12 protein-coding genes are annotated in these 12,388 nt (G+C 70.3%); 10 read left to right on the top strand and 2 right to left on the bottom strand.

Going from position 1 to position 12,388, the window contains the following annotated elements; translation table 11 throughout:
- Nucleotides 1–46 precede the first annotated feature (46 nt).
- The 9 genes from ACODTB_RS05365 (at nucleotide 47) to ACODTB_RS05325 (ending at nucleotide 9,615) form a co-directional block, all read left to right on the top strand.
- Nucleotides 47–820, top strand: a complete 774-nt coding sequence (locus tag ACODTB_RS05365) for a metal ABC transporter ATP-binding protein (protein WP_291120688.1) — start codon at nucleotides 47–49, stop codon at nucleotides 818–820.
- Nucleotides 817–1,686: a metal ABC transporter permease gene (locus ACODTB_RS05360; protein WP_291120690.1), complete on the top strand. Its 870-nt coding sequence runs from the start codon at nucleotides 817–819 to the stop codon at nucleotides 1,684–1,686. Before ACODTB_RS05365 ends, ACODTB_RS05360 begins: the two co-directional genes overlap by 4 nt.
- Nucleotides 1,687–1,702: 16 nt before the next feature.
- The gene (locus ACODTB_RS05355) at nucleotides 1,703–2,650 is read left to right on the top strand and encodes a metal ABC transporter substrate-binding protein (protein ID WP_291120692.1); all 948 of its coding nucleotides are present in this window, start codon (nucleotides 1,703–1,705) and stop codon (nucleotides 2,648–2,650) included.
- 70 nt (nucleotides 2,651–2,720) lie between these two features.
- Nucleotides 2,721–4,799: a TonB-dependent siderophore receptor gene (locus tag ACODTB_RS05350; protein WP_488929146.1), complete on the top strand. Its 2,079-nt coding sequence runs from the start codon at nucleotides 2,721–2,723 to the stop codon at nucleotides 4,797–4,799.
- Entirely contained in the window at nucleotides 4,799–5,776 is a 978-nt protein-coding gene (locus ACODTB_RS05345) for an ABC transporter ATP-binding protein (protein WP_291120696.1), read from the top strand. Before ACODTB_RS05350 ends, ACODTB_RS05345 begins: the two co-directional genes overlap by 1 nt.
- On the top strand, nucleotides 5,773–7,002 hold the full coding sequence (locus tag ACODTB_RS05340; protein WP_291120698.1) for an ABC transporter substrate-binding protein: 1,230 nt from the start codon (nucleotides 5,773–5,775) through the stop codon (nucleotides 7,000–7,002). Before ACODTB_RS05345 ends, ACODTB_RS05340 begins: the two co-directional genes overlap by 4 nt.
- Nucleotides 6,999–8,027, top strand: coding sequence for a FecCD family ABC transporter permease (locus tag ACODTB_RS05335; RefSeq protein ID WP_291120700.1), 1,029 nt, complete (start codon nucleotides 6,999–7,001; stop codon nucleotides 8,025–8,027). Before ACODTB_RS05340 ends, ACODTB_RS05335 begins: the two co-directional genes overlap by 4 nt.
- Nucleotides 8,028–8,088: 61 nt before the next feature.
- The gene (locus tag ACODTB_RS05330) at nucleotides 8,089–8,973 is read left to right on the top strand and encodes an EamA family transporter (protein WP_291120701.1); all 885 of its coding nucleotides are present in this window, start codon (nucleotides 8,089–8,091) and stop codon (nucleotides 8,971–8,973) included.
- Between the two features lie 90 nt (nucleotides 8,974–9,063).
- On the top strand, nucleotides 9,064–9,615 hold the full coding sequence (locus ACODTB_RS05325) for a fasciclin domain-containing protein (RefSeq protein ID WP_291120703.1): 552 nt from the start codon (nucleotides 9,064–9,066) through the stop codon (nucleotides 9,613–9,615).
- Nucleotides 9,616–9,630: 15 nt separating this feature from the next.
- Here ACODTB_RS05325 and msrA read toward each other — a convergent pair whose 3' ends face one another.
- Together msrA and ACODTB_RS05315 are read right to left on the bottom strand one after the other, a co-directional pair.
- Nucleotides 9,631–10,167: a peptide-methionine (S)-S-oxide reductase MsrA gene (gene msrA / locus ACODTB_RS05320; protein ID WP_488929145.1), complete on the bottom strand. Its 537-nt coding sequence runs from the start codon at nucleotides 10,165–10,167 to the stop codon at nucleotides 9,631–9,633.
- Between the two features lie 23 nt (nucleotides 10,168–10,190).
- The gene (locus ACODTB_RS05315; RefSeq protein WP_488929144.1) at nucleotides 10,191–11,081 is read right to left on the bottom strand and encodes a LysR family transcriptional regulator; all 891 of its coding nucleotides are present in this window, start codon (nucleotides 11,079–11,081) and stop codon (nucleotides 10,191–10,193) included.
- Between the two features lie 100 nt (nucleotides 11,082–11,181).
- On the opposite strand from ACODTB_RS05315, the gene ACODTB_RS05310 reads away from it, so the two are divergent.
- Entirely contained in the window at nucleotides 11,182–12,366 is a 1,185-nt protein-coding gene (locus tag ACODTB_RS05310) for an acyl-CoA dehydrogenase (protein ID WP_291112760.1), read from the top strand.
- Nucleotides 12,367–12,388: the final 22 nt, after the last annotated feature.

The following is a 12,388-nucleotide window of genomic DNA, read 5'->3' as shown; positions in this document are numbered from 1 at the left end:
GCGCACTATCGCAATTCAGTTGCAGTATCTTAGCTGCAATCCTCCCGTGCCCGACCTTCAAGCTTCCGCCGCATCGGCCATCGTGCTGCACGACCTCACGCTGGGCTACGAGCGCCACCCGGCCGTGCACCACCTCTCGCTCACGCTGCCACCGGGTGCGCTGGTGGCGGTGGTCGGCCCCAACGGCGCGGGCAAATCGACCCTGCTGAAGGCGCTGGCCGGGCAGCTCCCACCGCTGGGCGGGCGCATCGACGGCCTGGGCACGCGCCAGCGCGTGGCCTGCCTGCCGCAACACAGCGGGATCGACCGCAGTTTTCCGATCTCGGTGCAAGAGCTGGTCCTGCTCGGCCTGTGGCACGAGGTGGGCGCGCTCGGGCGCCACAGCGCCGCGCACCGCCGCGCCTGCCACGAGGCGCTGGCGGCGGTCGGCCTGCTGGGTTTCGAGCGGCGCGCGATCGACACGCTCTCGGGCGGCCAGCTGCAGCGCGCCCTGTTCGCGCGCCTGATCCTGCAGGACGCCCCGGTGGTGCTGCTCGACGAGCCCTTCGCCGCGATCGACCAGCGCACCACCCGCGACCTGCTCGGCCTGCTGCACCGCTGGCATGCGCAGGGCAAGACGGTGATCGCGGTGCTGCACGACCTGGCCCAGGTGCGCGAGCACTTTCCGCACACCCTGCTGCTGGCCCGCGAGCCGGTGGCCTGGGGCCCAACGGCCGAGGTGCTGACCGCCGACCGCTGGGCCCGCGCCCTGCGGCTGCAGGAGCCATTCGACGACGGGGCCGAGGCCTGCGGCGCCACCGCCCACGGGGTGCCGGCATGAGCAGCGCGCTGTGGCTCGACCCCTTTCTGGAATTCGGCTTCATGCAGCGCGCGCTGCTGGGCTGCGTGCTGCTGTCGGCGAGCGCCGCACCGGTCGGTGTGTTCCTGATGCTGCGCCGCATGAGCCTGACGGGCGATGCCATGGCCCACGCGATCCTGCCCGGTGCCGCGCTGGGTTACCTGGTCGCCGGCCTGTCGCTGGGTGCGATGACGTTGGGCGGCATCGCGGCCGGCCTGGCGGTCGCCGTCGGCTCGGGCCTGGTGGCGCGCCACACGGTGCTGCGCGAAGACACCAGCCTGGCCGCTTTCTACCTGCTCTCGCTCGCGCTGGGCGTGCTGATCGTCTCGACGCGCGGCAACAGCGTGGACCTGCTGCACGTGCTGTTCGGCACCGTGCTCGCGCTGGACGACCCCGCGCTGGCGCTGCTGGGTGGCATTGCACTCGTGACGCTGCTGGCCTTGCGCGTGCTGTACCGCCCGCTGGTGCTGGAGTGCCTGGACCCCGGCTTCCTGCGTGGCACCAGCCGCTGGAGCGCGGCCGCGCATTTCGGTTTTCTGGCGCTGCTGGTGATCAACCTGGTGGCCGGCTTCCATGCCCTGGGCACGCTGATGGCGGTCGGAATGATGGTGCTGCCCGCCGCCACGGCGCGCTTCTGGGTGCGCCGCCTCGTGCCGCTGCTGGCCTGCGCCGTGGCCTTCGCCCTGTTCGCCAGCGCCAGCGGCCTGCTGGTCTCGTACCACGCCGACTGGCCCACCAGCCCGGTGATCGTGCTCAGCCTGGGCGCGATGTACCTGCTCTCGATGCTGTTCGCGCCGCACGGCCTGCTGCGCCAGCGGCGCCCCGCCCCTTCCCATCTCCCAGCCTGAAACGAAAGCCCCGCTCATGACACACCCTCCTGCCTCCCTGCCCCGCCGCACCACCACCCTCGCCGCGCTGGCGCTGGGCCTGGCCGCGCTCACCCCCTCGCTGCACGCGCAGGCCCCGCTGCGAGCGGTCGCCAGCTTCAGCATCCTGGGCGATATCGTGAAAGAGATCGGTGGCGACCGCGTGGCGGTCGACGTGCTGGTCGGCCCGGGCGCCGACGCCCACGTGTTCCAGCCCACGCCCGCCCATGCGCGTCTGATCGGCCAGGCGCAGGTGGTGTTCGCCAACGGCCTGGGCTTCGAGGGCTGGCTCAGCCGCCTGCTCAAGACCTCGGCCTACAAGGGCCAGCCGGTGACCGTCAGCCAGGGCATCCAGCCGCTCAGGAGCGAAGCGGACCACGGCCACGGCGAGCACCACAAGGGCGACAGCCACGACGAGATCGACCCGCACGCCTGGCAGAGCGTGGCCAACGTGAAGGTGTATGTGCGCAACATCGCCAAGGCCCTGTGCCAGGCCGACGCCGCCAGCTGCGACCTGTACCAGCGCAACGCGCGCGCCTACGACGCAAAGCTCAACGAACTCGACACCGCGATCCGAGCGGCCTGGGCGTCGATCCCGGTGGCGCAGCGCAAGGTGATCACCTCGCACGACGCGTTCGGCTACTACGCCCGCGACCACCAGGTGAGCTTTCTGGCGCCGCAAGGCGTGAGCACCGAGAGCGAAGCCTCGGCCAAAGGTGTGGCGCAGCTGGTGCGCCAGATCCGCCAGGACCAGATCAAGGCCTTGTTCGTCGAGAGCATCTCGGACCCACGCCTGATCGAGCAGATCGCGCGCGAGACCGGCGTCAAACCCTCTGGCGCCCTCTTTTCCGACTCGCTCTCCGCGCGCGGTGGGGAGGCATCGAGCTACATCGGGCTGATGCGCTTCAACACCCGCGCGCTCACCACCGCCGTGCGCGGGCAGTGAGGCGCATCCCTTTCACGATCAAGCCGAACACCGCATGTTTCATACCGCTTTCCGCCTTCTCCCGTGCGCGATGGCCAGCGTCTCCATCGCCGCCTGGGCCCAGACCGAGCCCGCGCCCACGCTGGAGACCGTCACCATCAGCGAGACGCGCGAGCGGTCCTACCGCGCCGTCGTCGCACCCACCGCCAACAAGAGCGACACCACGGTGAAGGAGACGCCCTTCTCCATCCAGACCGTCACGCGCGAGCTGATGGAAGACCGTGGTGTGACCAGCTTCGGCGAGGCCGTGCGCACCGTGCCGGGCCTGACGCCGCAGGTGGGCTGGGGCGGCAGCAACGACCGCTTCCGCTTGCGCGGCTTCGCCACGTCGGCCAACCTCAAGAACGGCTTCCGCCGCAGCGTGTTCGCCCCGGTGGACGAGCTGGTCAACATCGAGCAGATCGAGGTGCTCAAGGGGCCGGCCTCCGCGCTGTACGGCCGCTTCGAACCGGGTGGCGTGGTCAACCTGGTGACCAAGCAGCCGCAGAACACCGCCAGCACATGCTACGAGCTCACCGCCGGCAGCCACGACTTCTACCGCGCCACGTTCGACAGCACCGGCCCGATCAGCGAGACCCTGAGCTACCGGCTCACCGGCTCCTGGCAGGACAACAAAAGCTTTCGCGATTTCGTCGGCGCCCAAACGCAGTTCATCTCGCCGGTGTTTCGCTGGCAACCCGCACCGCACACCACGCTGACCGCTGAACTCGAACTCGGCCGCAAGCGCGGCGCCTTCGACCGCGGCTTCGGCAACAGCCCGCTGTTCCTCGGCGTGCCCATCCACACCAACTACGCCGAGGCCGACACCCGGCTGAAGAACGACAGCACCCTGGCCTCGCTGGTGCTCGACCACCGCCTGGACAGCGGCTGGCAGCTGCACGCGGGCCTGCAGGCCTCGTCGGCCAGGACCGACGCGCTCTGGTACCCCTTCGGCTTCAGCCCCATCACCGGCGCCGGCACCCCCGACCCGCAGGTCAACCGCCGCCAGCAGCGCAGCATCGACGACCAGACCGACCTCTCGGTCCTGGCCGAGGTCTCGCGCCGCTTCGAAGCGGGCGGCGTGCGCCACCGCGTGCTGTTCGGTGCCGATGCCAACCGAGACACCTGGGACTTCCGCGCCGACGCCAACGTCGGCCCCTTTGGCTTCCCGACCAACCTGCCGATCGACCTCTACCACCCGGTGCACGGCACCACTGTGGTCGGCCCGCTCGTGCCCTACGACGCGTCGAACTACCGCAGCCGCAACGTGGGGCTGTACGCGCAGGACGAGCTGCAGCTGGGCGACCAGTGGCGCGTTCTGTTCGGCCTGCGTTACGACCGCTCGCGCACCCTGGCCCGGGCCGACTACCTGCCGGTCTCGGGCACGCTGGCGCGCAGCGACGACGCGCTGTCGCCCCGCCTGGGCGTGACCTGGACGCCAAGCGACGCGGTGTCGCTGTACGCGAGTGGGTCGAAATCGTTCCTCACCGAGCCCTTCAGCGGCCTGCTGCGCAACGGCAGCCTGCCCGCGCCGTCGCTCGGCACGCAGCTGGAAGTCGGTGCCAAGTTCAGCCTGCTCGGCGGACGGCTGGAGCCCACGCTGGCGGTGTTCGACATCCGCCGCCGCCACGGCCTGGTGTCGGACCCCACCGACTTCGACCACGTGCTGCAGGTCGGTGAACAGCGCAGCCAGGGCTGGGAGCTGGACGTGCCGTTCAGCATCACGCCGCAATGGCGCCTGCTGGCCAGCGTCACCGAGCTGAAGGCGCAGATCAGCCGCGACAGCGACAGCAGCCTGGTGGGCACCCTGCTGGCCAACGCACCGCGCCGCAGCGCCAGCCTGTGGACCACTTTCGATTTCAGCGGCCGTGCCGCGGGGCTGAGCGCGGGCCTGGGCGCGATCTACGTCGGCGAGCGCCAGGCCAACACCGCCAACAGCTTCGTGCTGCCTTCGTACGTGCGCTGGGACGCCAACATCGCCTACCGCTTCGGCGCCGGCCAGCGCTACAAGCTGCAGCTCGCGCTGCAGAACCTGGGCGACAAGCGCTACTACGACTCGGGCGGCGCCTTCGTGCCGACTTACCCGGGCGCACCGCGCAGCGTGCTCGCCAGCTTCGCCATGGCGCTCTGATGGGCCTGAGCACCCACGGTCTGACGGTGGGGCACGGCGGCCGGGCCCTGCTCGGTCCGCTGGATCTTGAGTTGCCCGCAGGCCGCTTCGTCTGCCTGATCGGCGCCAACGGCGCCGGCAAGTCGACCCTGATCCGCACGCTGTGCGGCATGCAGCCCGCCGTCTCGGGCGAGGTGCGCATCGGCGGCGTGGCGCTGGGCCGCATCAGCCAGGTCGAGCGCGCGCGGCGGCTCGCGGTGGTGCTCACCGAGCGCGTCGACGTCGCGCAGATGACCGGCCACGACCTGGTCTGCCTGGGCCGTTACCCCCACCTCGGCTGGGGCGGCCGGCTTGGCGCCGCCGACCACGCCGCGGTGCAGGCCGCGCTGCAACAGGCCGGCGCGCTGGCGCTGGCACACCGGCGGGTCGCCGAGATGTCGGACGGCGAACGCCAGAAAGTGCTGATCGCCCGCGCGCTGGCGCAGCAGCCGCGCGTGCTGGTGCTCGACGAAGCGACCGCTTTCCTGGACCTGCCGCGCCGCATCGAGACCATGCACCTGCTGCGCACGCTGGCCCACGGGCAAGGCCTGGCCGTGCTGCTGTCCACGCACGACCTCGAACTCGCGCTGCGCCACGCCGACGCGCTGTGGCTGATCGACGGCCAGCGTCGCCTGCACGCCGGTGCGCCCGAAGACCTTGCCCTGAACGGCACCCTGGCCGCGGGCTTTGCCACCGACGGCCTGGCTTTCGACCTGGAACGCGCCGAGCTGCGCGTGGGCCACCAAGCGCAGCGCGGCATCCGCATCGAAGGCGAGGGCATGGCGACGGCCTGGGCACGGCGGGCGCTGCAGCGTGCGGGCTACGCACACGATCCCGAGGCCACACAGGCCGTGCACGCGGGGGAGCGCGGCGCTTACACCTTGCAGCGCAGCGGGCAGGCGCCGCAGCGCTTCGCTACCCTCGGCGCCCTGGTGGACGCGCTTGGCGGCCAAGCATGAGGCGCCTGCAACTGGTACCGCTGCTGCTGTTGTGCGGCTGCATGCAGATCGCACCGCCGCCGCGCGCCGCCTGGCCCTCGGTGGTGGTGGGCGCCGACGGCCTGAGCGACAACCTCGACGCCGCCTGCGTGGCCGGGCACCGGCCGGGCGTGGACTACTTTCCGCACAAGACCACCTTCACCCACTCGGTGCAGCTGCAGGTGAGCTACGGCCCGCACTACAAACGCGTGCGCTTCACGCCCAGCGTGGGCACCGGTGAAACGCTGGACTACCTGCTGGTGCAGTGCGGCACACCGGTGCCCGCGCACGGGCCGCACGAGCAGGTGATTCAAGTGCCGATACAGAGGCTGGTCACCGGCAACGCCGCCATGCTCGGCGCACTCGACGAGCTGGGCCTGGTGGACCGGCTGTACGGGGCCGAAAACACGCGCAGCGCCACCGTGCCGGCGGTGCGCGAGCGCATCGCCCAGGGCCTGGTGCACGACATGTGGGGCTACGGCCACGCCTCCATCGAATCGGTGATGGCGGTGCAGGCCGACGTGTACCTGAGCTTCTACTCCGCCTACCCGCAGGGCAACATGCACCCGCGCCTGTGGGTGCTGGGTGTGCGCGCGATCGCGCAGGCCGACCACCATGAGACGCACCCGCTGGGCCGCGCCGAGTGGCTCAAGCTGCTGGCCCTGCTCACCAACCGCGAGGCCCTGGCCAACGCGACGTTCGGCCGCATCGAGGCCCAGTACCTCCGGTTGGCTGACGTCGCGGCCACGGCACCCGACCGCCCCCTGGTGATGGCCGGCTTTGCCGCCAGCCGCGACACCATCGAGACCTTCGGCGGCCGCAACCAGCGTGCCCGGCTGATCCACGACGCCGGCGGGCGCTTTGCGCTCGCGAACGACGCGCGCAGCAGCAGCCTCGTGTACGAACGGTTCGAGAAGGTCTACGCGCGAGCGGCCGATGCGCCGGTCTGGCTCGGCACGCTGGGCGGCCAGGCCAGCGTGACCACCCTGGTCGACGCCAACCCTTTGCACGGCTGGTTCCGCGCCGCGCGCGAAGGCCGCGTGTTCGCCTGGGACCAGGGCTACACCGGCGCCTGGGCCTACCCCTTCCAGGACCAGGGCATGACCCGGCCGCACGTGCAGCTGGCCGAAGCCATCCGGGCGCTGCACCCGAGCCTGCCTCTGCCGCCCGTCGACACCGACACCCCCTTCCTGCGCCGGCTGCCATGACCACCACCCCGCTCACCCCCGCCCGCTTCGCCGCGATGACCCTGCTGCTGGCGGTGCTGTTCGTGGCCGAGCTCTCGCTCGGCTCGGTCGCCATCCCGCTGGCCGCGGTGTTCGACGTGTTGTCCGGCGGCGCCGCCCATCCGGTGTGGCGCGACATCGTGCTGGGATTCCGTCTGCCGCGCGCGCTCAACGCGCTGTGCTCCGGCGCGGCGCTCGGTGTGGCCGGCCTGCTGTTGCAGACGCTGTTCCGCAACCCCCTGGCCGACCCCTTCGTGCTCGGCATCGTGCACGGTGCGCGGCTGGGCTGCGCTCTGCTGGTGGCGATCGCGGGCGTGGCCGGCAACGCCTTGCTGCTGCGCTTCGGCCTCACCGGCGACATCGGCCTGGCGCTGGCCTCGGTGGCCGGCTCGGTGGCGGTGCTCGCGCTGCTGGCCGGCCTGTCGCGCCGGGTCGGTACGGTCACGCTGCTCATCATCGGCCTGATGCTGGGCTACCTCGCCATCGGCCTCATCAGCGCGTCGATGCACTTCATCGACGAGACCCAGGCGCGCGCCTTCAAGGCCTGGGACGACGCGAGCTTTGCCGGTGCCACACGGCAGCAACTGCAGATCCTGGTGCCGGGCGTGCTGGCCGGCCTGCTCGCCGGCGGCCTGCTGGTGAAACCGCTCAACGGCCTGTTGCTGGGCGAGCGCTATGCCGCGTCCATGGGCATGCGCGTGACCTTGGTCAAGCGCGGCGCGTTGCTGGTCACCGCGTGGCTGAGCGGGCTGGTGACGGCCTTCTGCGGCCCGGTGGCTTTCCTCGGCCTGGTGGCCGCGCAGGTGGCGCGCGCCCTGATGCGCAGCGCCGACCACCGCGTGCTGCTGCCGGCCGCGGGCCTGGCGGGCGCGGTGCTCGGCCTGGCGGCCGATCTGGTGCTGCACCTGCCGTGGAGCCGCCACGTGTTCCACCTCAACGCGGTGATCGGCCTGGTCGGCGCGCCCGTGGCCCTGTTACTCCTCTACCGCACACGGGCATTGCACTGAGCCCGCAGGCGGGTGGCGGGCCGCTGGCTACACTGCCGGTCTCCCCGCTTCACACCACGCCGTGCCCATCACCCACCTGCTCCTCGCCCTCTCGGTGGTGTTCGTCTGGGGCACGAACTTCGTGGTGATCCGCTGGGGCCTGGACGGTCTGCCGCCCTTCCTGTTCGCCACGCTGCGCTTCGCGCTCTCGGCCCTGCCCTGGCTGCTGTTCATCCCGCGCCCGACCGCGCCCTGGCGCAAGGTCGCCGCCTTCGGCGTGTTGCTGGGCGTGGGGCAGTTCGGCCTGCTGTTCCTGGCGATCCGCAGCAGCATCTCCCCCGGACTGGCGTCGCTGGTGGTGCAGCTGCAGGTGTTCTTCACCATCGGCCTGTCGCTGTGGCTCATGGGCGAGCGCGTGCGCGGCTTCCAGGTCGCGGGCCTGCTGCTGGCGCTGGCCGGCCTGGGCGTGATCGTGGCCAACCTCGACGCCTCGGTCACCCTGCTGGGCATGGGCCTGGTGCTGAGCGCGGCCTTCTTCTGGTCGCTCGCCAACCTGGTGGTGAAGTCGCTCGGGCCGGTCAACATGCTGCACTTCATGGTCTGGAGCAGCGTGTTCGCGGTGCCACCGCTGTTCGCGCTGTCGTGGCTGATCGAAGGCCCGCAGGCCATCGCGAGCAGCCTGCGGCAGGCGGATGCGCTGGTGTGGGCCAGCGTGCTGTGGCAGGCGGTGGGCAATACCCTGTTCGGCTACGGCGTGTGGAACTGGCTGCTGGCGCGCCACCCGGCGGCGACGGTCACACCGCTGGCGCTGCTGATCCCGGTGTTCGGCATGGGGGCCTCGGCGGTCTCGCTCGGTGAGCCCCTGCCGGGCTGGAAGCTCGGCGCGGCGGCGCTGGTGCTGCTGGGTCTGGCGGTGATCGTCTGCTGGCCGCTGCTGCAGGCCCGAGGCCGCGCGAAACCGGCCTAAGCCCGACCACTGGATTTTCTTGAATCCAGTGCGGGGTCGCGCTGCGTATCTCCTTCAGCCGCAGTTCCGGCTTCAACCCTAGGAGATTCCATGATCACGCAGACCCTCAGCAAGACCGTTCTGGCCCTCGCCATCGGCACCGCATCCCTCGGCGCCTTCGCGCAAGTCATGGTCGGCGGCGCGCCGATGCTGGCCAGCAAGGACATCATCGACAACGCGGTCAACTCCAAGGACCACACCACGCTGGTGGCCGCCGTGAAGGCCGCCGGCCTGGTGGACACGCTCAAGTCGCCCGGCCCGTTCACCGTGTTCGCGCCCACCAACGCCGCTTTCGCCGCCCTGCCCGCCGGCACCGTGGACACCCTGCTCAAGCCCGAGAACAAGGGCATGCTCACCGGCATCCTGACCTACCACGTGGTGCCCGGCAAATGGGACGCCGCGGCCATCGCCAAGATGATCGCCGACGGCAAGGGCATGGCCTCGATCAAGACGGTGGCCGGCGGCACGCTGGTGGCCAAGTCGGCCGGCGGCAAGGTCACGGTGACGGATGAAAAAGGCGGCACGGCCACCGTGACCATCGCCGACGTGTACCAGTCCAACGGCGTGATCCACGTCGTGGACAAGGTGCTGCTGCCGAAGTGATCGGCCCCGCAGGACCTACTTCGCCAGCCGGGCGAAGGTCTTGCGGAATTTCGCCACCTTGGGCGCGGCCACCGCCATGCAATAGCCCTGGTGCGGGTTGCGCTCGAAGAAGTCCTGGTGATAGGCCTCGGCCGGCCAGTAGTTGAGCAGGGGCTTGAGCTCGGTGACGATGGGCTTGCCGAAGGCGTTGTCCTGGGTGAGCTCGTCGATCAGCGCCTGCGCCACCCGCTGCTGCTCGGCCGTGGTGAAGTAGATGCCGCTGCGGTACTGCGTGCCCACGTCGTTGCCCTGGCGGTTGAGGGTGGTCGGGTCGTGGATCACGAAGAAGATCTCCAGGATCTCGCGCGTGGTGACCTGCGTCGGGTCGTACTCGAGCCGCACCACCTCGTTGTGGCCGGTGGTGCCGGTGCACACCATCTCGTAGCTCGGCCGCTCGACCTGGCCGTTGCTGTAGCCCGACTCGACATCGGTCACCCCGGTCACTTCCTTGTAGACGGACTCGGTGCACCAGAAGCAGCCACCGCCCAGCACCAGCACCTGTTTGTCGCTCATCGTGTTCTCCATGGGTTGACGCCTCACTGTAATGGCTGGGCAAAGGCCCGCACCGCGTCCAGGAATGCCGCCAGCGCCGCCTGATCGCGGTCGGTCTTCCAGAGACAGTGGGTCTCATACGGCGGGGTCTCCCCATCGAGCGGCAGGAACACCGCGCCGGGCAGGCCGGCCTGCTGCAGCGCGGCCGGCACCAGCGCCACACCCAGGCCTTGCGAGACCAGCGACACCACGCTGAGCCAGTGCCGCAGCTCGTAGCGGATCTCGGGCGAGAAGCCCGCATCGGCGCACAGGCCCAGGATGCGCTCGTGGTAATCGGGCGAGACCGCGCGCGACACCACCGCGAACGGCTCACCCTGCAACTGGACCAGCGGCAGGCGACGGCGCCGCGCCAGCGCGTGCCCCACCGGCAGGCAGGCCACGAAGGGCTGGCTGGACACCAGGATCTGCGAGAAGCTCGCCGGCACGCGCGTGGTGTGCACGAAGCCCAGGTCCAGCCGCTCGTGCATGAGGTCGATCAGCTGGTCGCTCGAACTCATTTCGCGCAGCACCAGCCGCAGGCGCGGATGGCGCGCCGCGAACCCCTGCAGGATCTGCGGCAGCCCTCGGTACAGCACCGTGCCGGCGAACCCGATCTGCAGGCTGCCGACCAGGCCCTGGGCCACTTCGCGGGCCTCGCGCGCGGCCTGGCCCGCCTGGTCGAGCAAGGCACGCGCCGCCGGCACGAAGGCCTGGCCTGCGGCCGTGAGCTGCACGCCTCGGCTGTTGCGCGTGAACAGCTGCGCCCCGACCGAGGCCTCCAGTTGCTGGATGTTGAGCGAGAGCGGCGGCTGCGTGATGGCCAGGCGCTGGGCCGCGCGGCCGAAGTGCAGCTCTTCGGCCAGCACGAGGAAGTAGCGCAGGTGGCGGAATTCCATGAATCTGAAATTTGTATGGATGAATACACCAACGATATTAGACAGATATTCATCAGCCGTCGACAATCGCCGCATCGCCACCCGAACACCGGAGACAAGCATGAGCACCCCCAAAGCCCGCTTCAGCTGGGAAGACCCGTTCCAGCTCGACCAGCAACTGAGCGACGATGAGCGCCAGGTGCGCGACGCCGCCCACAGCTACTGCCAGGAAAAGCTGCTGCCGCGCGTGACCGAGGCCTTCCGCCACGAAAAGACCGACGCCGCCATCTTCCGCGAGATGGGCTCGCTCGGCCTGCTGGGCCCGACCATCCCCGAGGCCTACGGCGGCAGCGGCCTGAACTACGTCTGCTACGGGCTGGTGGCGCGCGAAGTGGAGCGCGTGGACTCGGGCTACCGCTCCATGATGAGCGTGCAGAGCTCGCTGGTGATGGTGCCCATCAACGAATTCGGCTCCGAGGCGCAGAAGCAGAAGTACCTGCCCAAGCTGGCCACCGGCGAGTGGATCGGCTGCTTCGGCCTGACCGAACCCAACCACGGTTCCGACCCCGGCAGCATGGTCACCCGCGCCAAGAAGGTGGCCGGCGGCTACAGCCTGTCCGGCGCCAAGATGTGGATCACCAACTCGCCGATCGCCGATGTGTTCGTGGTCTGGGCCAAGGACGACGAAGGCGCGATCCGCGGCTTCATCCTGGACAAGGGCATGAAGGGCCTGAGCGCCCCGGCCATCCACAGCAAGGTGGGCCTGCGCGCCTCCATCACCGGCGAGATCGTGCTGGACGAGGTGTTCTGCCCCGAAGAGAACGCCTTCCCCGAGGTGCGCGGCCTGAAAGGCCCGTTCACCTGCCTCAACAGCGCGCGCTACGGCATCGCCTGGGGCGCGCTGGGTGCGGCGGAAGACTGCTACTTCCGCGCCCGCCAGTACGTGCTGGACCGCCAGCAGTTCGGCCGCCCGCTGGCCGCGAACCAGCTGATCCAGAAGAAGCTGGCCGACATGCTGACCGAAATCAGCCTGGGCCTGCAGGGCTGCCTGCGCCTGGGCCGCATGAAGGACGAGGGCACGGCCGCCGTCGAGATCACCTCCATCCTCAAGCGCAACAGCTGCGGCAAGGCCCTGGACATCGCCCGCCTGGCGCGCGACATGATGGGCGGCAACGGCATCAGCGACGAGTTCGGCGTGGCGCGCCACCTGGTGAACCTGGAGGTGGTCAACACCTACGAGGGCACGCACGACATCCACGCCCTCATCCTGGGCCGCGCGATCACCGGCATCCAGGCGTTTTCCTGAGCGCTGTGCCCGCAGGGCGCGG

The organism is Hydrogenophaga sp. FG152 (assembly GCF_057809615.1).
The sequence above is the reverse complement of the archived record's forward strand: the minus strand, read 5'-3'. Positions and strand labels throughout refer to the sequence as shown.

Coding starts and splice junctions, on each gene's coding strand:
- ACODTB_RS05350 (WP_488929146.1), top strand. CDS start 2,721: ATGGCCAGCGTCTCCATCGCCGCCTGGGCCCAGACCGAGCCCGCGCCC.
- ACODTB_RS05310 (WP_291112760.1), top strand. CDS start 11,182: ATGAGCACCCCCAAAGCCCGCTTCAGCTGGGAAGACCCGTTCCAGCTC.
- msrA (WP_488929145.1), bottom strand. CDS start 10,167: ATGAGCGACAAACAGGTGCTGGTGCTGGGCGGTGGCTGCTTCTGGTGC.
- ACODTB_RS05355 (WP_291120692.1), top strand. CDS start 1,703: ATGACACACCCTCCTGCCTCCCTGCCCCGCCGCACCACCACCCTCGCC.
- ACODTB_RS05360 (WP_291120690.1), top strand. CDS start 817: ATGAGCAGCGCGCTGTGGCTCGACCCCTTTCTGGAATTCGGCTTCATG.
- ACODTB_RS05325 (WP_291120703.1), top strand. CDS start 9,064: ATGATCACGCAGACCCTCAGCAAGACCGTTCTGGCCCTCGCCATCGGC.
- ACODTB_RS05340 (WP_291120698.1), top strand. CDS start 5,773: ATGAGGCGCCTGCAACTGGTACCGCTGCTGCTGTTGTGCGGCTGCATG.
- ACODTB_RS05335 (WP_291120700.1), top strand. CDS start 6,999: ATGACCACCACCCCGCTCACCCCCGCCCGCTTCGCCGCGATGACCCTG.
- ACODTB_RS05345 (WP_291120696.1), top strand. CDS start 4,799: ATGGGCCTGAGCACCCACGGTCTGACGGTGGGGCACGGCGGCCGGGCC.
- ACODTB_RS05315 (WP_488929144.1), bottom strand. CDS start 11,081: ATGGAATTCCGCCACCTGCGCTACTTCCTCGTGCTGGCCGAAGAGCTG.